The sequence below is a fragment of the Marinobacter changyiensis genome, assembly GCF_009193265.1.
GTDB classification, from domain to species: Bacteria; Pseudomonadota; Gammaproteobacteria; order Pseudomonadales; family Oleiphilaceae; genus Marinobacter; species Marinobacter changyiensis.
This window is the reverse complement of record NZ_VZZZ01000002.1, coordinates 184,775-204,098: the sequence shown is the minus strand read 5'-3', so window position 1 is coordinate 204,098 and position 19,324 is coordinate 184,775. Positions and strand designations below refer to the sequence as shown.

The 19,324-nt window shown below is 56.4% G+C and carries 20 protein-coding genes; 5 read left to right on the top strand and 15 right to left on the bottom strand.

The window, feature by feature from the left end; translation table 11 throughout:
- Nucleotides 1-134 precede the first annotated feature (134 nt).
- The 5 genes from F6Y09_RS06755 to rpoE form a co-directional block, all read right to left on the bottom strand.
- Nucleotides 135-1,541, bottom strand: coding sequence for a DegQ family serine endoprotease (locus tag F6Y09_RS06755; protein ID WP_152206523.1), 1,407 nt, complete (start codon nucleotides 1,539-1,541; stop codon nucleotides 135-137).
- Nucleotides 1,542-1,672: 131 nt separating this feature from the next.
- A complete protein-coding gene (locus tag F6Y09_RS06750; protein WP_152206169.1) occupies nucleotides 1,673-2,107 on the bottom strand; it encodes a SoxR reducing system RseC family protein in 435 nt (144 codons plus the stop codon).
- Complete coding sequence (locus tag F6Y09_RS06745; protein ID WP_179959361.1) at nucleotides 2,104-3,117, bottom strand: MucB/RseB C-terminal domain-containing protein; 1,014 nt, start codon at nucleotides 3,115-3,117, stop codon at nucleotides 2,104-2,106. Before F6Y09_RS06745 ends, F6Y09_RS06750 begins: the two co-directional genes overlap by 4 nt.
- Before the next feature lie 15 nt (nucleotides 3,118-3,132).
- The gene (locus F6Y09_RS06740; protein ID WP_152206168.1) at nucleotides 3,133-3,696 is read right to left on the bottom strand and encodes a sigma-E factor negative regulatory protein; all 564 of its coding nucleotides are present in this window, start codon (nucleotides 3,694-3,696) and stop codon (nucleotides 3,133-3,135) included.
- A 51-nt stretch (nucleotides 3,697-3,747) separates the two neighbouring features.
- Nucleotides 3,748-4,359 carry an RNA polymerase sigma factor RpoE gene (gene rpoE / locus F6Y09_RS06735; protein WP_152206521.1) on the bottom strand — a complete coding sequence of 204 codons (612 nt, stop codon included), beginning with the start codon at nucleotides 4,357-4,359 and terminating at the stop codon, nucleotides 3,748-3,750.
- Nucleotides 4,360-4,557: 198 nt separating this feature from the next.
- Here rpoE and nadB point away from each other — a divergent pair, with 198 nt between their 5' ends.
- From nadB to F6Y09_RS06710, 5 genes are all read left to right on the top strand, one after another.
- On the top strand, nucleotides 4,558-6,162 hold the full coding sequence (gene nadB / locus F6Y09_RS06730) for an L-aspartate oxidase (RefSeq protein WP_179959360.1): 1,605 nt from the start codon (nucleotides 4,558-4,560) through the stop codon (nucleotides 6,160-6,162).
- Nucleotides 6,163-6,212: 50 nt separating this feature from the next.
- Nucleotides 6,213-6,467, top strand: a complete 255-nt coding sequence (locus F6Y09_RS06725) for an FAD assembly factor SdhE (RefSeq protein ID WP_152206166.1) — start codon at nucleotides 6,213-6,215, stop codon at nucleotides 6,465-6,467.
- Nucleotides 6,451-6,939 carry a hypothetical protein gene (locus F6Y09_RS06720; RefSeq protein WP_152206165.1) on the top strand — a complete coding sequence of 163 codons (489 nt, stop codon included), beginning with the start codon at nucleotides 6,451-6,453 and terminating at the stop codon, nucleotides 6,937-6,939. The genes F6Y09_RS06725 and F6Y09_RS06720 overlap by 17 nt, the downstream gene beginning before the upstream one ends.
- 50 nt (nucleotides 6,940-6,989) lie before the next feature.
- Entirely contained in the window at nucleotides 6,990-7,985 is a 996-nt protein-coding gene (ygfZ, locus tag F6Y09_RS06715) for a CAF17-like 4Fe-4S cluster assembly/insertion protein YgfZ (protein WP_152206164.1), read from the top strand.
- An 81-nt stretch (nucleotides 7,986-8,066) separates the two neighbouring features.
- Entirely contained in the window at nucleotides 8,067-8,900 is an 834-nt protein-coding gene (locus F6Y09_RS06710; RefSeq protein ID WP_152206163.1) for an HDOD domain-containing protein, read from the top strand.
- 52 nt (nucleotides 8,901-8,952) lie between these two features.
- On the opposite strand, the gene ung is transcribed toward F6Y09_RS06710, so the two are convergent.
- The 10 genes from ung to rplS form a co-directional block, all read right to left on the bottom strand.
- On the bottom strand, nucleotides 8,953-9,687 hold the full coding sequence (gene ung / locus F6Y09_RS06705; RefSeq protein ID WP_152206162.1) for a uracil-DNA glycosylase: 735 nt from the start codon (nucleotides 9,685-9,687) through the stop codon (nucleotides 8,953-8,955).
- A gap of 4 nt (nucleotides 9,688-9,691) precedes the next feature.
- Nucleotides 9,692-11,203, bottom strand: coding sequence for a lysine--tRNA ligase (gene lysS, locus F6Y09_RS06700; protein WP_152206161.1), 1,512 nt, complete (start codon nucleotides 11,201-11,203; stop codon nucleotides 9,692-9,694).
- Nucleotides 11,204-11,241: 38 nt separating this feature from the next.
- Nucleotides 11,242-12,337 (bottom strand): peptide chain release factor 2 gene (gene prfB, locus F6Y09_RS06695; RefSeq protein ID WP_152206520.1). Its coding sequence is split into 2 segments (ribosomal slippage): nucleotides 11,242-12,264 and nucleotides 12,266-12,337, totalling 1,095 coding nucleotides; the frame shifts between segments, so codons are not numbered across the junction.
- Complete coding sequence (locus F6Y09_RS20100; RefSeq protein WP_179959356.1) at nucleotides 12,263-12,412, bottom strand: hypothetical protein; 150 nt, start codon at nucleotides 12,410-12,412, stop codon at nucleotides 12,263-12,265. Before F6Y09_RS20100 ends, prfB begins: the two co-directional genes overlap by 75 nt.
- Before the next feature lie 23 nt (nucleotides 12,413-12,435).
- The gene (gene recJ, locus F6Y09_RS06690) at nucleotides 12,436-14,187 is read right to left on the bottom strand and encodes a single-stranded-DNA-specific exonuclease RecJ (protein ID WP_152206519.1); all 1,752 of its coding nucleotides are present in this window, start codon (nucleotides 14,185-14,187) and stop codon (nucleotides 12,436-12,438) included.
- 18 nt (nucleotides 14,188-14,205) lie between these two features.
- Entirely contained in the window at nucleotides 14,206-15,606 is a 1,401-nt protein-coding gene (gene thrC / locus F6Y09_RS06685; RefSeq protein WP_152206160.1) for a threonine synthase, read from the bottom strand.
- 12 nt (nucleotides 15,607-15,618) lie between these two features.
- Nucleotides 15,619-16,920: a homoserine dehydrogenase gene (locus F6Y09_RS06680; protein ID WP_152206159.1), complete on the bottom strand. Its 1,302-nt coding sequence runs from the start codon at nucleotides 16,918-16,920 to the stop codon at nucleotides 15,619-15,621.
- A gap of 79 nt (nucleotides 16,921-16,999) precedes the next feature.
- A complete protein-coding gene (locus tag F6Y09_RS06675) occupies nucleotides 17,000-17,749 on the bottom strand; it encodes a DsbC family protein (protein ID WP_343031075.1) in 750 nt (249 codons plus the stop codon).
- 160 nt (nucleotides 17,750-17,909) lie between these two features.
- Nucleotides 17,910-18,827 (bottom strand): site-specific tyrosine recombinase XerD, encoded by a 918-nt coding sequence (gene xerD / locus F6Y09_RS06670; protein ID WP_152206158.1) that lies wholly within the window; start codon nucleotides 18,825-18,827, stop codon nucleotides 17,910-17,912.
- A gap of 116 nt (nucleotides 18,828-18,943) precedes the next feature.
- Nucleotides 18,944-19,300, bottom strand: coding sequence for a 50S ribosomal protein L19 (gene rplS, locus F6Y09_RS06665; protein ID WP_152206157.1), 357 nt, complete (start codon nucleotides 19,298-19,300; stop codon nucleotides 18,944-18,946).
- Nucleotides 19,301-19,324: the final 24 nt, after the last annotated feature.

Here is a 19,324-nt window from a genome sequence, read left to right as displayed (position 1 = left end):
CAATGGACTCCAAGGGGCAACTGACCAGATTGCCCCAGCATTGAACACAGCCCGCAGCCTTCAGGAAGCTCAGTTGTTGCGGTGTTCCCACCCCCCCTTCGGTGCAGACAGTGAGCGGGGCCATCACCCGCATATCAAGGCTTCATCACCAGGTAAGTCGCCCGCCCCTGCCGGACAATACGCATGGAAACCGCCTTACCTTCGGGTAAGTCGGCCACCGCTGCCCGGAATTCTTCGACCGAGGTAATCTTACGGCGATCCAGCTCGGTGATCACGTCGTCGGGACGCACACCGGCATCCAGCGCAGGGCCCCTCGACACATTCGTCACCAGCACGCCACTGTCAATACCCAGCGATGACTTCAGTTCGTCGGGCAATGGCTCCACGATCATTCCAAGCGGACCTTCAGATGGCCCGGAACTTTGCGGAGTCGTACCTGCCATGTCATTGTCTTCCGGCAATTTTCCAATTACCACATCCAGATCGATGCGACGACCCTCCCGCAAAACTTCAAGGCTTGCGGACTCGCCAACCGGCGTACGACCCACCATTGGCGGTAGGTCCGAGGACAGTTCTACCGACTCACCTTCGTACTCCAGCACAATATCACCTGCGCGAAGGCCTGCCTGTTCGGCGGGGGAATCCACCATCACTTCAGCAACCAGGGCACCACGCGGGCGTTTCAATCCAAAGGATTCGGCAAGATCACGGTTCACTTCCTGAATCAGAACACCGAGCCATCCGCGAGCCACCGAGCCTTTATCACGAATCTGCTGAAAGACATTCATGGCTTCATCCACCGGAATTGCGAACGAAACCCCCATAAAACCGCCGGAACGGGTGTAAATCTGGGAATTGATGCCGACTACCTCGCCGTCGAGATTGAACAGCGGACCACCCGAGTTCCCGGGGTTGATGGCAACATCGGTCTGGATGAACGGTACGTAGTTTTCCGTTGGCAGCGCCCGGCCGACCGCGCTGACAATGCCTGCAGTGACGGTGTAATCAAAGCCGAACGGCGAACCGATGGCCAACACCCACTCACCGGGCTCAAGGTCCTTCGATTGGCCGATACGAACCACTGGCAAGTCTTCTCCGTCGTTTATCTTGAGCACTGCCAGATCTGACCGAGCATCGGTACCGACCAGTGTTGCCGGCAGTTCCCGGCGATCACTGAGGCGAACGATGATCTCGTCGGCACCTTCAACCACGTGATTATTGGTCAGAACATAGCCATCCTTGGAGACGATAAATCCTGACCCCATGGACGTAATCGGCGCCTGCCCCCGCGGGTTACCCTGGCCGTAAGGTGACTGGGGTCCCCGGAAAAAATCCTGGAAGAATTCGGGCAACTGCTCGAGTTGGCGTTCGCTGAACGGCATATTACCGGTGTTTTGAGGCCGTGCCTGAGTTGTACTGATGTTTACAACCGCAGCAGAGTTTTCTTTTACCAGATCGGTAAAATCGGGGAGGCTTCGGGCAGAGGCCGTCTGAACAACAAGACCCAGGACCATCACGAGCATCAGGCAAAAAGCGCCCATGCTGTTTTTCATCAATCTTCCGGCGCGATCACCATTGTCAATTTGCATTCGGAACTCCTTCAGGATCGGCTACACAAGTTATGCTCTCTTTTGCCACTTACAACGTTTGACACTTAATAGAACGTATAGACTCAAAATGAATTTTCAATACATTGCAGCTGCGGCCGAAAATTCGGGCCCGCACATCGCTGGTGGCGGTTAACCAACAAAAACCCAAGGCCTAACCCAAGACTGGCGAGCAGTATGGCAAGGCCGTCAGAACCGGGCGCCAACCGGTGCCCCAATATTGCGCCTGCCAACAATGCTGACAACGGCACCGCGTAAACCCAAAGCGACGCTTGCAACAGTGCGGACTCGGCGATGGCTACCGTTACCTCATCACCGACTTGTGCATTCAGATGATTATCAACCAGAATCTGGTTCGCCCGGCCAGACGTCACGCTGGCCAGTGCCCTTTGACCACAACCCTGCCTGGCGCTGCAACTTTCGCAGGCGCTTTGCCGAATGGTCTGAACCCAGACCTGGTGCCCCTTCTCTGCGACGACCCGACCGCGCTCAAGAATCACGGCTGCTCCCTCCTCACCACAAAAGCATCTTCAATATCGACAGACTCTGCCACCCGCATAGCAGTTGACGGAGGAATCTCCCCTACTACAGTAACCAGAAAGCTCCGGTCGCCAACCGCCACCTTTCGCATATACGCGGTGGTTGCGCCAATCCGGGAGGCGCCAGTGGGCATGTTGACCGATACCGCCGCTTCGACAAATACCGAGAATGAAGCCAGGCCATCCGAAAACGCAATCGCCCTGCCCTGACCAGCCCCGGGAGCAGCTGCGGGCACGAAGCCCTCGGGACGCCACTTCAGACGCCAGCCGTCCATTCGTTGTTTGGTCTTACCCACTGCGGCGGACTGCAGCTCATACTTGACTTCTGGTCCCTTAAGCTGGATTTCAAATTCGCTGTCATGCAGCTCATCGGTTATCTCAAGACTGGTAAAGTGAAAGCGTTCAAGCACTTCATCGTCGGACCGCACATGGCTTTTGACCAGCAGACCCGTCTTCTTTTCCAGCCAGAGACGATAGCTGTACCGGTGCTGATCTCTTGCATTCAGGGCAACCACCACCACCGGGTAGCCGGCAACCCGGTCATCTTCAAGGGTTTCTGGCAGATACCAGCGACTGATCGGAACCAACTGGTTCGAGAACGCTTCGGCAAAAGGCCCGGAGGGAATGATCTGATCAAGCTGGATGCGTCCATGATCAGGCAGCACACAGAACACTTTCATGCCTTTACGGACAATTTCACCGTTTTCACCATCCTGCTGCACCAGGCGCTCTTCAACCTGACCATTGTGATAACGATGTGCCACCTGCATGGTGCTGATCCGATCACCCCGATCGTACACAAAAACCCCCCGGTAGCTGGTCATATTCAGCGCCGGACCCAGCTTCATCAGCCACCCTTCGGCGCTATCAGGCTGCTCGGCGGCGACCTGCGACGGCATGACCATCGCAGACAGCAACCAGATAGCAGCAATCAAATGACACCAGTTTCCGGGATTCACAATGGCGCTCATGTTACCTCGACGTCATTAACGTACGGCACCTGACACACTGGCCAGGCGGGCGTAACCGATGGAGCCACGACCAGCGCCAACACTGTTATGCTGCGCGTGCTCCAGCAGATAGCGACTCAAATGTTCCCATTGCTTATCATCCAGACCCTGCAGGGCAATTTCGGGTACATCTCCCTCGGCTGGGGGGCCTTCCAGCGCAGCCGGTGGGCCGGACGCAACCACCCCAATACCCTCAGATTCCCACTCAGACCCCATACCGAATCCAACCGCGAGCGAGACCATTACCATCGCCGCAGCCGACCAACGCCACGATACTGCTTTCCCCATTCGATGGTGAACTGTGGGCCTGGAAGGCCTGTCAGCAGACTCTCCAAACAGCGAGGCCCTGACTCCGGCACTCACATCCACGGGTTCTGGTACAACCGGGTCATCTCGCATCAGATCATGCACTTGCTGCCAGCGGCGCCACTGGCCGCGGAGCTCATGGTGCTCGGCCTTTGATAGCAGGCGGCGAACGGCAAGTTCATCTGCCTGATCATCCATCATCGCCGACAAGGTTTCTTTCAGGCTGTCGTCCATCGCTTTAAACCTCTTCTTCCACAACGTTTACAACATTGCCTCTCAGCGTCATCACAGGTCGTCCAGTAGAGGGCCAAGCTGCCGGTCGACAGCATCCCGGGCCCGGAAAATTCGTGACCGTACGGTGCCAATCGGGCATTCAAGGATGCGAGCAATATCGTCATAGCTCAGGCCGTCATACTCGCGCAGTAAAAACGCAGACCTCAACTCTTCGGGCAACTGGGCAATCGCTTCCTGGAGCGCCTCTTGCAACTGATCCCGTTGCAGCAGACGCTCGGGGCTCGCGTTATCACGGAGCTTACGTCCGTCTTCGAAATTCTCAGCCTCGGCTGAATCAGCACTGCCCTTGGGCCGTCGCGACCGGGCTTCAAGAAAGTTCTTTGCGGTATTCACAGCGATTCTGTAAAGCCAGGTATAAAATGCACTGTCGCCGCGAAACCGCTCCAGAGCCCGATATGCCTTGACGAATGACTCCTGTGTCAGGTCCATCACATCCTGGTTATCGTACACATACCTGCTAATAATAGCCGCCACCCGCGACTGGTATCTGATCACCAGCAGGTCGAACGCTGACCTGTCACCGCGTTTAACCTTTCTCACAAGCTGAAGATCGGTCTGACTTTCTGCGGTGACCACAGGATGGGGGTCTGATTCCGGAGCCATGGATCTGTTACCGGTCCTTGGGTCTGCGGCCACACGGCCGGGCGTCTGCCTTTTGGGTAGATTCATACGGCTGTCCGAGCGGCTCCCTTATGGTCTCCCGCGCCAGCGTAAAGTTGGCGCATCCATTCGGGCAAATAGACAGCAGACGAAAAGTTTAGTTCAATACAAGCCCACATTATGGCCCGCGATAACGACTTGATGCCACAATCACACGAACACGACGTGCTAATCATCGGTAGCGGAGCTGCCGGACTCACGGTTGCGCTGAATTTACCGGCTCACCTGCGCGTTGCCGTTTTGAGCAAAGGCAAGATTACCAGCGGAGCCACGCTCTGGGCCCAAGGCGGTATTGCCGCTGTACTGGACAATGAAGATTCGATAGAGGATCACATTTCAGACACGCTGGCAGCCGGAGCAGGGCTCTGTCACGAAGATGCCGTGCGCTTTACGGTCGAGCATGGGAAAGAAAGTATCGACTGGCTGGTCGCCAGCGGTGTTGATTTCACCAAGGACGACAATGCGCAGTTCCACCTCACCCGCGAGGGTGGCCACAGCCACCGCCGTATTATCCATGCCGCCGATGCCACCGGTTACGCAGTATCCAGCACCCTCAGTCAACAGGCAGCCGGCCGCCCCAATATCGAACTGATGGAGTCCAGGGTTGCCATAGACGTGATCACCCATCGCAAGCTTGGCATGCCCGGTAACCGTTGCGTGGGGGCGTATGTCCTGAACCTTGAAGACAATCATGTGGAGCTGTTCCGTGCCAGGTTTGTGGTTATTGCGACCGGGGGTGCCAGCAAAGCGTATCGCTATACCAGCAATCCCGACGGTGCCTCCGGTGACGGCATTGCTATCGCCTGGCGTGCAGGCTGTCGCGCTGCCAACATGGAGTTCAACCAGTTTCACCCGACGTGCCTGTATCATCCTCACGCAAAATCCTTTTTGATTACCGAGGCTGTGCGCGGGGAAGGCGGATATTTACGATTACCGGATGGTTCTCGTTTTATGGACCGGTTTGATCCCCGGGGAGAACTGGCGCCCCGGGACATTGTGGCGCGAGCCATTGACCATGAAATGAAGCGCCTCGGCGCAGACTACCTGTATCTGGATATAAGCCACAAACCGGCGGACTTTATTCGACATCACTTTCCGACCATCTACGAAAAGTGCCTGGAATTCGGTATCGACATCACCAGGGATCCGATCCCCGTAGTACCTGCCGCTCACTATACATGTGGCGGCATCATGACGGACCATCGCTCCAGGACCGACGTCAATCAACTATACGCGGTTGGCGAGGTTGCTTTTACCGGCCTGCATGGCGCCAACAGAATGGCGAGCAACTCATTGCTGGAATGTCTGGTCTATGGTCGCGCTGCAGCGGCAGATATTGCACGCTGTGAGGCTGACGTGCCGCCCCCACCGGAGGCACCTGACTGGGATGAGTCCCAGGTACGGGATTCCGATGAAGACGTCGTCATTTCCCATAACTGGGATGAGCTCCGACATTTCATGTGGGACTATGTGGGCATTGTGAGGACCACCAAACGCCTGCAGCGAGCGAAAAACCGGGTCGACCTTCTTTCTCGGGAAATTAGCGAGTTTTACAGTAATTACAGGGTGTCCAATGACCTGCTTGAGCTTCGCAACCTGGTGACCATTGCTGACCTCATCATCTGTTCGGCGTTGCAGCGCAAGGAGAGCCGCGGGCTCCACTACACCCTGGACTACCCCGGTCTGCTCCATGAGGTGAAAGACACCGTATTGATCCCGACCACCTTCCGGAGCAAGGCGCCCTGAGCCCCGCCCCGCTGCCGAAACCTTTACCCGCATCCAAAACGAGACTGCTGATGGCTGACAACACAGAATTCAACCGCCTTTACTGGCATAGCCGGCGCGGCATGCTTGAACTCGATGTATTGCTGATTCCGTTTCTGGAAGAGGTGTATCGGGATTTGCCAAGAGCAGATCAGCTCAACTATGAAAAATTGCTGGCCTGTGAAGACGCTGATATCTGGCAGTGGTTCATGCAACGGGGGCAACCGGACGATCCGGAGCTGCAGTCTATCGTCAACATGATCGTGAAACGTGTCCAGCCGGATTGATGTCCGGCTCTACCCTTCGCTGAGTGCGGGCTTTATCGTCTCGACACCCTGGCTGGTACTGGCCGGTTCGGCACTGGTGATTGGCCTGGCAGGTATGCCCTTGCTGATGTGGTTCTGCCCGGTCGGAGTGGCCGGTGCCATTTGGCAATTCCGCGCCAGTGGCTTACTGGCGTCCGCCGGGTCGGTGATCCAGCTCAGCATTGACGACGACCGATTGTTCGTCCGACTACGCAATGGCCGTCAATTCCAGGCCAACGCCAGCACGGAAAGCCGCCTTTTCGGAAACCTGGCGCTCTTGAAACTGGCTCTTCACGACTCCACATTAAAACCACCGATGGTGGTTATCATCGCGCTGTCACCGAGATCCGGGGCGCCCCGTAACAGCGAGCCTGAGGCTTTCAGACAACTCCGAGTGTGGCTTAGACTATCAGGCCCGGTCTACACTGGCCCCAACAAGCAAAACGACAGATAACAATCACCGATTGGTGACCTTTCATTTCGATACACCCTTTGGAGTGCTCCATGCCGGAAGCCACCAGCCCAACACCCCGCGCAAGCCGCTCCCTTCCACTGCCCGCCCACGCAGTGCTGGGAAATCTTCTGGTCGTCCGGGTAACCGGGCCGTCTGCCCGGCAATTTCTCAACGGGCAGTTCAGTCAGAGCCTGGACGAGGTTACAGACTCACACTCACCCCGGGCTGCAGCATGCAATCCAAAGGGTCGTGCCTATGTGCTTACCCGGCTGGTACGCCACAACGAGGACTTTCTGCTGGCGTTACCCCGAAGTCTGTCTGAGGCCACCATCGCCCACCTGAAGAAATACCTGATGCTGTTCCGGGGAACCACCATGGCGATCGTGGATGATGCCGAAGTGATCGGGCTCATCGGGCAACACCCTTTTGGCCCTGACCCGGAGTTTCCGCTTGATGAGCCCGGCGCTACCCGCATACTGGACAACCATCGACTGATCAGAACCCAGGACACCGCTGAGGGCACACCACGCTTTGAATTTTGGCGTCTGGGGCCACTTGGCTCCGATCTGGACAGCGCACTGAACTCATCGCATCAGGCATCAGAGGCAGACTGGCACGCTACCGAAATCGCCGCGGGGGTGGCCAGTCTGACGCCGCAAACCCAGGACGCCTACATACCGCAAATGTTGAACTGGCAGCATGTTGACGGCATTCATTTCAAGAAAGGCTGCTACACCGGGCAGGAAGTGATCGCCCGGATGCATTTTCTCGGGCAACTGAAGAAAAGTCTATTCCGACTCCGGGCAGCAGACCTGCAAAGCCAGCCCGAACCCGGGCAGGCGATTCTCGCTGACGATCAACCCATGGGCCACCTGGTCAACGTCAGTTTGATGGACGACGGCTCTGCTGAATTTCTGGCCGTCTTGCGTCACGACGCAGCGGATAAAGCTCTGGTGCTGGACTCCAGCCCGCCTGTTGCCGTTACCCTCGAAAACCTCCCATACACGGTAGTTGAGCGGCAAAAAACACCGTCGAGAGATACATAAGTTGACAGGCAGACGCAGGATAATTTGCTATAACTGCCACTGACAAAAGGCTCACACACTGCCCACGGATTAAGACTACTTATGTCAACGATCGTTGAAACCATCAAGAATGACCTGCTAACCGCTATTGAAAACGACAAACTGGTGTTACCAACCCTGCCGGAAGCCGCCTTGCAGGTTCGGGAAATTGCAGAGTCAGACGAATCGTCCATCCTTGATCTGGTAAAGGTCATCAGCACTGACACCGCACTTTCTGCCCGGCTTATTCGCGTCTGTAACAGTCCGCTGTTCCGGGGCTCGAGGGCCATAGAAAATCTCAACATGGCGGTCAGTCGTCTCGGCATGGCTTACACCAGCAACCTGGCGATGGGTCTGGCGATGGAGCAAATGTTCCAGGCCACCTCCGAGATGATCGACAAGCGCCTTCGGGCAACCTGGCAGACCAGTACCGAAGTGGCGGGTATTTGCCACGTGCTGGCCCAGCATTACACCAAACTCAAACCGGATCAGGCGACCCTGGCCGGGCTGGTTCACCTGATCGGCATCCTACCGGTTTTGCGTTACGTGGAAGATCAGGACATCCAGATCAGCAGCATTATGCTGGACAATGTCATCGATGAAATTCATCCGGTTCTCGGCTACGAAATCCTGAAAAAGTGGGATTTCCCGCCTGAACTGCAGCAGGTTCCCCTTGAATACGCAAAATTCCAGCGGGAAGTCCCATCCGCCGATTATGCTGACCTGGTCATGGTGGCAAACCTGCAATTGATCGCGGGCTCCGATCACCCCTTGACAGAAATGGACTGGACCACCATTTCAGCATTCGACCGACTCGGCATGGATCCGGAAAAAGACCTGAACGAAGAAGAAGACCTGAACGCTCAAATGGCAGCCGCCATGGCGTTATTACAATAACCCCACCCGTTGCCATTATAGGAGCGACTTCAGTCGCGAATCGATGCGGGTATCAGGAGGCTTTGTATTGTTCGAGCAAGGTCTGCTTTGAAGGCAGCTGCCAATTTACGGGAGGTCGGCCTTGCTGTTGCAGCCATTGGTTGGTCTGGGAGAAGTGCCGACAGCCGAAAAATCCGCGGTAGGCGCTCAGAGGCGACGGGTGGGGTCCTTCAAGAACGTGGTGGCGCTGGCGGTCAATGGCTTTGCCTTTCTTGCGGGCATAGTTGCCCCACAGAATAAAGACCACCCCTTCCCGTTCACGATTAACGATGTCGATAACGCGATCGGTAAACCTTTCCCAGCCTTTACCCTGATGGGCTCCGGCCTGCCCCTGGGCCACCGTTAACACACTGTTGAGCAACAACACGCCCTGTTCCGCCCAGGGCTGCAGACAGCCATGGTCCGGGGTTCTAAAGCCCACATCCGTTTCCAGCTCCTTGAACATATTGACCAACGACGGAGGCGGTGCCACTTCCGGCCGCACGCTGAAACACAGGCCATGGGCCTGGCCAGGGCCATGGTAGGGGTCCTGACCCAGAATAACCACAGAGACCTTATTCAGAGGCGTGCTGTCAAGGGCGTTAAAACGATGCTGACGGGCAGGATAAAGTACCTTGCCCGCCTGCTCTTCGGCCGTCAGAAACTCCGCCAGCGCTGCCATATAAGGCTGGCGAAACGTATCTTCCAGACGCTCAGCCCAGCCCCGGTCGGGCTTGAGTTGACGGGAGAGCACATCGACCGGCTTCATGGTCTCAGCGATGGTCCGGGCGCATAGCCGGGAACAGGATCACATCCCGGATAGAAGGCGAATCCGTCAGCAACATCGCCAGCCGGTCGATGCCGATGCCCTCACCCGCAGTGGGAGGTAACCCGTACTCCAGCGCTGTGAGGTAATCTTCATCGTAGAACATTGCCTCGTCGTCGCCCGCTTCTTTCTCGGCAACCTGTTCCTGGAAGCGCTCGGCCTGATCTTCGGCGTCGTTCAGCTCGGAGAAGCCATTGGCAATTTCACGACCGCCCACAAAAAACTCGAAACGCTCGGTCACAAACGGGTTGCTGTCCTTCTTGCGGGCCAGGGGAGAAACTTCGGTTGGATACTCGGTAATAAACGTCGGCTGCATCAGGCGATGCTCGACGGTTTTCTCGAAAATCTCGACCTGAACTTTCCCCAGGCCCCAGCCAGCCTTGACGGTGATCCCCAGATCCCTGGCGATGGCCCGGGCGCCAGACTCGTCATTAATCTGCTCGGCGCTGATGTCAGGATTAAATTTCAAAATCGAGTCAACCACCGTGATGCGGGCAAAGGGAGTGCCGAAATCGTATTCGATGGTCTCGATTTCACCGTCTTTCAGCGGCCGGGTGTTAACCACAACAGTAGTGCCCAGAACACTCTGGGCCGTCTCCCGCAGCATGGCTTCGGTGAGGTCCATCAGGTCATTGAAGTCGGCATAGGCCTGATAGAATTCCAGCATGGTGAACTCAGGATTATGCCGGGTAGAAAGACCTTCATTACGGAAATTCCGGTTAATCTCGAATACCCGCTCAAAACCGCCTACCACCAGACGCTTGAGGTACAACTCCGGCGCAATCCGCAGATACATATCAATATTCAGGGCATTGTGATGCGTCACAAACGGTCGCGCTGCAGCCCCGCCCGGAATCACCTGCAACATGGGGGTTTCCACCTCCATGAAATCACGCTGGATGAAGAAATTACGGATACAGCTGATGATCTTGGAGCGGGCATGGAAGACCTGACGGGTGTCTTCATTCACCATCAGGTCGACATAGCGCTGGCGATATCGGGTCTCGGTGTCGGTCAGCCCTTTGTGTTTCTCGGGTAATGGCCGCAGGGACTTGGTGAGCAACACATACTCATCCATCGCCACGTACAAATCGCCTTTGCCAGACTTGCACAGGACACCGCGCACACCGACAATATCACCAAGATCCCAATGTTTGGTGTCCCTCTGAACGTCCTTGGTGGCATATATCTGCATACGGCCAGACATGTCCTGAACCACCTTGAACGCTTTCCGGTCGAGCATCAGGCGACCGGCAATGGCGACTATGATACCAAGCGATTCGAGCTCTTCCTTGGACTTGTCGCCATAGGCCGCTTTGAGGCTTTCTGCGGTGCTGTCACGGCGGAAATCATTCGGAAACGGATTGCCCTGATCCCGCAACTCCGCCAGTTTGGTGCGGCGCTCGGCGATCAGCTTGTTTTCATCGTGCGGAACGGCGTTCGAGGTTTGGTCGGTCATGGTTTCTCGCTGGCGAATAAAATCAGTAATGTGTTGGCTTAAAGTGCCATTTTCAGGCTGGCTTCAATAAACTTGTCGATGTCACCATCAAGTACCGCCTGGGTATTGCTGGTCTCAACCTTGGTACGGAGATCCTTGATGCGACTGTCATCCAGAACGTAGGAGCGAATCTGGCTACCCCAGCCAATGTCTGATTTGGAATCTTCAAGCAGCTGCTTTTCCGCATTGCGCTTTTGCATTTCCATTTCAAACAGCTTGGCCTTGAGCTGCTTCATGGCCTGATCCTTGTTGGCGTGCTGGCTCCGTCCCGCCTGGCAAGCCACCACGATCCCGGAGGGATTGTGGGTCAGTCGTACCGCCGACTCTGTGCGGTTAACATGCTGACCGCCGGCACCGGACGCCCGGTAAACATCCACCCGCAAGTCAGCAGGATTGATTTCGATCTCGAAGCTGTCATCCACTTCCGGGGCCACGAACACCGACGAAAACGAGGTATGCCGGCGATTGCCGGAGTCAAAAGGCGACTTTCGAACCAGACGGTGCACGCCGGTTTCGGTCCGAAGCCACCCATACGCGTAGTCGCCCTGGAAGTGGATAGTTGCACTTTTTATGCCGGCCACGTCACCATCCTGGAGCTCAACAATTTCCGACTTGAAGCCACGGCGCTCCCCCCACCGCAGGTACATGCGCAACAACATGTTGGCCCAGTCCTGGGCTTCGGTGCCACCTGAACCCGCCTGGATATCAACGTAGGCATTGTTGGCATCCATTTCACCGGAAAACATCCGGCGAAACTCAAGTTTTTCGAGCTGTTTATCCAGACTTTCAAGGTCCGCGACGATTTCATCAGCGGTGCCCTGATCCTCTTCCTCAGCGGCTATTTCCAACAGACCATCGGCATCGTCCAGCCCTGAAGTCAGATTATCGATGGTGTTGACGATCAGTTCCAGATCCGCCCGCTCCTTACCCAGTTTCTGCGCCCGCTCCGGATCTTCCCAGACTTTGGGGTCCTCGAGCTCGCGCTCTACTTCAACCAGCCGTTCGCTGCGCTGATCGTAGTCAAAGATACCCCCTAAGCGCGTCGGTGCGCTCGCGAAGATCTTTTATCGTCAATACAATCGGGTTAATTTCCATGAAACCGTTTCTCACCTTCTCGAAATAATGGCGCGCAACGCGCTCGGCGTCCCGCAATCGAATCGAACGGGGCATTTTACCGGAAATTGCGGGGTAAATCAGCCTGGCTGAATAGCCTCGACTGGCTCCAGGTAATCAATCAGTAATTGCAGGCTGGTTCGCCCCCGGAATGTGTTGGAGTCCGGCTTGTAAACCACGCGAGCACCGGTCCGGGTAAAGTCAGGTACGCTGGCGCCGGTGTTGAACGCAATCCCGTCAATGATGTCACCACCATCGAGAGGTTTCAGTACCAGCTTGAGGTGATTCTCGCCCACAATCCGTTGCCGGATAACCTCAAATTCGCCGTCAAACAACGGTTCTGGAAAATGCTGACCCCAGGGCCCGGCACGTTTGAGCAGGGCCGCGGTATTGAGGGTGAGTTCCGCGGGCGACAGCGGGCCATCGGTGGTAATCGCGGCATCAAGATCTTCTGCGGAAATAGTACTTCGGATAGCGTCATCGAAAGCCGTTGAAAAAGCGTCCAGATCCGCCAACGCCATGGTCATCCCCGCCGCCATGGCGTGGCCGCCGTATTTCCTGAGCATACCGGGGTGGCGGGCATCTACTACCGCTAACACATCGCGGATGTGTAACCCCGGGATTGAGCGCGCAGAGCCCTTGATCTCGATGCCATCGTCTGCTGGCGCAAACGCGATCACCGGGCGATGGGTCTGTTCACGTATCCGGGCGGCCAGGATACCGATTACCCCCTGGTGCCATTGTGGATCGTACAGCGCCAACCCCCAGGGCAAGCCTTCAATATCCAGTGACAGAGAAGCCAATAATTCCTGCGCCTGTTCTTTCATGCCGGTTTCGATAGTACGGCGTTCACGATTCAGGCTATCAAGCTCGGAGGCGAGGCGACGGGCTTCATCAGCGCTGTCAGCCAGCAGACAGGCAATGCCTATACTCATGTCGTCCAGGCGGCCCGCCGCATTCAGCCGGGGGCCAACCACAAAACCCAGGTCCGTGGCGCTGATTGCCCGATGGTCCCGACCCGCAACCTCCAGTAAAGCAAGTATACCCGGGCGCGCCTGGCCCTGACGGATTCGGCGCAAACCCTGCTCGACAAATATGCGGTTGTTATGATCCAGGGGCACCACGTCAGCCACCGTGCCCAAAGCCACAAGATCCAGTAATACGCCAAGGTTGGGTTGCTGCGCTTCCGACATCTGCCCGGTTTCCCGGAGATGGCGACGCAAAGCCGTCAGAACATAAAACATGACACCAACACCGGCGGCATTTTTGCTCAGAAAAGGGCAACCTTCCTGATTAGGGTTAACGATGGCGTCAGCATCCGGCAGGGTGTCACCCGGCAAATGGTGATCCGTCACCACGACCTTTATTCCCAGGGCCTTGGCTACCCTGACCCCGTCTACCGCTGCAATACCGTTGTCTACGGTAATTAGCAGATCCGGCAGGCTACCCTCTTTTTCCAATCTCTCAATAATGCCCGGCGTCAGGCCGTAGCCGTCGGAAAACCGGCTGGGAACCCGAAAGTCGATAGTCTGCAACCCCAGCATCGATAGCCCCAGCATGGCCACCGCTGTGCTGGTGGCGCCGTCCGCATCGAAATCGCCCAGAATCAGCACCCGTTGCTGCTGCCGGATGGCGTCAGCCAGCATTTCGACGGCCCGGTCGATGCCGCGCAAGGTCATGGGTGATGCAAGGTGTTTGAGGGTATAGCTGAGCTGTTCTTCCGAGGTGACACCTCGGGCGGCATAAAGTCGCCGCAGGATGGGCGGTAACTGCTCACCCCAGGCGGGAGAAACATCAGGCACGGTTCGCCGGAGAATTTTTCTCGGCGTCATCATCCTGCAATCAAACGATCAGGCATGTTTCCAATGCTCCGCGATGAACTGCTGGACGGTAGCAATATCGTCATCCAGCACGGTGAAAGCCTCTTCACGTTCGAACAAATCCGACAGGTGCCCGGGCAGTTGTGGTTTGACCGCGACGCCCGACTGCTTGACCGCGTCCGGAAACTTGGCCGGGTGGGCCGTACCCAGCGTGACCATGGGCACACTTCTGTCGCGCCGGCATTCCCGGGCCGCTTTGACCCCAATGGCGGTATGGGGGTCAAGCAGATACTCGTTCTGTTGATAGATCTCGCGGATCGTATCGCTGGTCGCCTTGTCATCAACAGCGGCACTGTCAAACAACTTGCGCACGTGCTTCCACCGGTAATCATCGATGCTGACCGGGCCTTTCTGGGCATTCTCAAGCAGTTCCTTCACCGCTGCCCCGTCACGCCCGTAAAGATCAAACAACAAGCGCTCGAAATTGCTGGACACCATGATGTCCATGCTGGGCGACAGCGTGTGTTCCAGCGTTTTCTGCTCGTAGCGGTTGCCACTCATAAAGCGGTGCAGGATGTCATTACGGTTGGTTGCGATCACCAGCTGGTTGATCGGCAGCCCCATCTGGCGGGCCAGATAGCCTGCGAAAATGTCACCAAAATTGCCGGTGGGCACGGAGAACGACACACTCCGGTCCGGGCCGCCCAGGGCCAGCGAAGCATGGAAATAATAGACAATCTGGGCCATGATCCGTGCCCAGTTGATCGAATTGACTGCTGCCAGCTGGGTCTTGCCACCCAGGAAGGACTGGTCACCAAAACTCGCTTTAACCATGCGCTGACAATCGTCAAAGTTCCCTCGCACGGCAATGTTATGAATATTATCGCCTTTGACCGTAGTCATCTGACGACGCTGTACTTCAGATACCCGCTCATGGGGATGGAGAATAAAAATGTCCACATGGGTACAGCGCCGGCAACCCTCGATGGCTGCGGAGCCGGTATCACCGGACGTTGCGCCCATGATCACCACGTGCTGGTTGCGCCGCTCAAGCACGTAATCCAGCAGGCGGCCCAGCAACTGCAGGGCAAAATCCTTGAATGCCAGCGTCGGCCCGCGAAACAGTTCAAGCACCCACTCGTTACTGTCAAGCTGCACCAGCGGGGCTACCGCCCCGTGGGTAAAGACATCGTAGGTTTCATCCAGCATGGCGCGGAAATCGGCCGCCGGAATGGCGTCTTCCACGAACGGATACATCACGTTGAAAGCCAGCTCGCTGTAGGACAAGCCCCGCCAGCTGCGAATTTCTTCCAGCGTAAAGTGTGGCAGCGACTCCGGCACATAGAGCCCACCGTCAGTGGCAAGTCCGGTCAGAAGCACATCTTCAAAACCCAGCGCTGGCGCAGCACCGCGTGTACTGATATATCTCACGTTGTGTACCTGTTAATTGAAGTTTTCAGCACGGATGCGAACCACTCGGCCTTCAATGTCCGCCAGCGCTTCAAGGTCTTCGATTGCCCGGTTAATTTGACGTTCCTGAACGGTGTGGGTCAGAATAATCACGGGGATTCTGCCGTCTTTCAGCTCGGACTCTTTCTGCATGATGGACTCAATATTGATGCCATGCTCGCTCAGAATCGACGCCACATTGGCCAACACGCCCGGACGGTCAAGCGCCTGGATACGCAGGTAGTAAGCGGATTGAATGTCTTCCATCGGCAGCACTTCGAGAAGGTCCATCGCGGAGGGGTCAAAGCCAAGGTAGGGTACCCGCTGCCCACTCTGATAAATCACTGAGCGGGCGACATCGACAATGTCTGCGATAACAGCTGACCCGGTCGCTTCTGCGCCCGCGCCGGGGCCGTAGTACAGGGTCTGGCCGACCGCATCACCGTCTACGAGAATGGCGTTGAGCACACCATCAACCTGGGCAATAAGGTGGCTGCGAGGTACCAACGTCGGGTGGACCCGCAACTCGATGCCGTTTTCGCGGCGCCGGGCGATACCAAGATGCTTGATGCGGTACCCCAACAACTCGGCGTGGGCGATGTCGTAAGGCGTTATCTCTGAAATACCTTCGGTATAGGCCCGCTCAAACTGGAGCGGCACACCAAAACCGGTAGACGCCAGGATCGTCAGCTTGTGCGCTGCATCGATACCTTCGACATCAAAGGTCGGGTCAGCTTCGGCGTAACCAAGGTCCTGGGCCTCTTTCAATACTTCGGCAAATTCACGGCCGGCACGCATTTCGGTCAGAATATAGTTTCCGGTGCCGTTGATGATGCCTGCAATCCAGTCAATCCGGTTAGCCGCCATACCCTCGCGGATGGCCTTGATGACAGGAATCCCGCCTGCCACACCGGCTTCAAAAGCAACAATGACCCCTTTTTCTTCCGCCGCTTCAAAGATCTCATTGCCGTGAACTGCAATCAACGCCTTGTTGGCAGTCACCACGTGCTTGCCGTTCCTGATCGCGGCAAGAACCAACCTCTTGGCGGTTTCATAGCCGCCAATCAGCTCAACCACTATGTCGATGTCAGGGTCATTTACGACATCGAAGACATCGGTGCTGAACGGAATGTCACCGAGATCAATGTCCTTTCGGGGTGTTCGGGTTGCCACGCGAGCTATGCGGATGTGACATCCGGCACGCCCGGCAATCAGGCTGGCATTACGAGTCAGTACACTGAACGTACCGCCACCCACTGTTCCCAATCCGCAGATTCCGACCCTGACTTCTTTCAAACTGACACCTCTTTTCTTATGAATGACCAAGCGCTGGCATAGTATAACGTTTCGCGGGCTTCATAAAACCGCTTAGCCCTTAAAGCAGCCCTAAACTCTCGGCAAGTTTTTCAGCTGGCACGTAGCCCCGTACCATGCTGCCATCTTCGAGCACGATGGCGGGGGTACCCGTGACACCAATTCGACCGCCGAGCTCAAACTGTGCCCTGACCGGATTTTCGCAGGTCTTTGCCACAACCTGGCGGCCTTGCTTGGCCGCAGTCATCGCTTCGGCCTGCTCGTCGGAGCACCAGACCGACTCGTATTTCCTGAAGGATGGCGTGCCCGGCCCTGAACGGGGAAATCCATAGTACTCGACAGTAATACCCAGCTTGTTGAGCCTGGGCATTTCGTCATGAAGCTTGCGGCAATAGGGGCAGTCGATATCGGTAAAGACCGCCACTACCGCTTTCTCTTCACCCTCTGCCGGAAAGCTGATCGCACCGCTGTTACCAAACTCTGCCAACATATCCGCGCGTCGCGTCGCACGACGGGATTCCGTGACGTTGGCAATCCCCGAGTCGGTCACCTGGAGCAGATCCCCCGTCAAAAGGAACTTTCCGTTTTCGGTGGCGTAGACTGTTTCGCCAGTACTGGTTTCAACTTCATACAAGCCGGGGGCATCCGACTCACGAACACTGGCAATGGAAAGCCCGGGAATATTCTTCGTCAAGCGGTCAGAAATCGTTTTTGCATTCTCATCAGCCAGCGCAACCGTGCCGGACAAACCCAACATCATTGCGGCCAGTAATGACAGCCATGCGCCGGGGCGCTTTATTAAATTGCTCATACCGTATCCTATAGTTTGTTGACAGTAATGATCACAACAGGCTGGCCAATACCCTGACAATGCAGCCCGAAGAGACTTTCCGACCCCTATCGACGGCAAAAGTTCAGTGTACCAATTCCCCTCTGCCCCTGCTGATGCATTTGCTATCGCCGAACTGTGGTTAACCCCTCGGATGATGGGATTGATGTAACGCCTGTAGACGCTGGCGAGCGACATGAGTGTAAATCTGGGTAGTCGACAGATCCGAATGACCCAGCAGCATCTGCACCACACGCAAATCTGCGCCGTGATTCAACAGGTGAGTTGCGAAGGCATGGCGCAGGGTATGCGGTGACAGATGCTTGGTTATACCGGCTCGCCGAGTGTAATGGTTGATGCGATGCCAGAACGTTTGCCGCGCCATGGACTGAGCGCGATTGCCGGGAAATAGCGCGTCGGACGGCTTGCCCTTTAAAAGTTCGTTGCGCGCAGACCGCATGTACTGCAACAGCCAGTCAACAGCCTCCTCGCCAAGGGGTACCAACCGCTCCTTATTGCCTTTGCCGATAATCCGGACCACCCCTTGTCGCAGGTTGACCTGATCCACTCTGAGCCCAACCAACTCGGAAACCCGGAGGCCGCAACCATAGAGAATTTCCAGCATCGCCCGGTCTCTCAGCTCAAGCGGAATGCCAGTATCCGGCTCCTGAAGCAGGTTATTGACATCCTCTTCAGAGAGACTGTCTGGCAAACGCCTGGCCAGGCGAGGGCTATCAATACGAAGAGTCGGATCCTCACGGATAACCCCTTCTCTTAACAGATACCGATAAAAACGCCGGATGCCGGACAGTCGCCGGGCAGCAGTCGAGGTTTTGCGCCCTTCAGCCAGACCTCGGGCGATCCAGTCCAGTAAATCCATCCGGCTGACTTTGACGAGCCCGCCATTGCCCAAGCGTTCAGACACCCACCGAGCCAGTTGGGTCAAATCACTCCGGTAAGCGGACCGGGTCTTTTCACCCAAGCCATCCTCCAGCCAGAGCGCATCGACAAAACGTCCGATCAAGTGCTCGTCATCAGGATCAAGACCCTTGGCTTTCATCGCGGGAACCGTCGTTGCCACAAACAGAAAAGGCAGCCAATGGGCTGCCTTTTCTTCCGCACTCTCTTACGCACTCTGAAAAACCTGAGTGACTGTCGTCGCCCGGAGGCGGACAATCAGCCCAGCTTTTCTTTGATGCGCGCTGCCTTACCAGACAGATCACGGAGGTAGTACAGCTTCGCCTGACGAACTTCGCCACGACGCTTGACCGCCAGGCTGTCAATCAGCTTGCTGAACGTCTGGAACGTACGCTCAACGCCGACACCGTAAGAAATCTTACGAACGGTGAAGGAAGAATTCATGCCGCGGTTGCGCTTACCGATCACAACGCCTTCGAACGCCTGCAAACGCTCACGGTTGCCCTCTGTAACGCGAACCTGAACAACCACGGTGTCACCTGGCGCAAACACCGGGATTTCCTTGGTCATCTGCTCGCTTTCAATCTGACTGATGATGTTGTTCTTACCGCTCATCGTATGCTCCTGATACTCAATCTT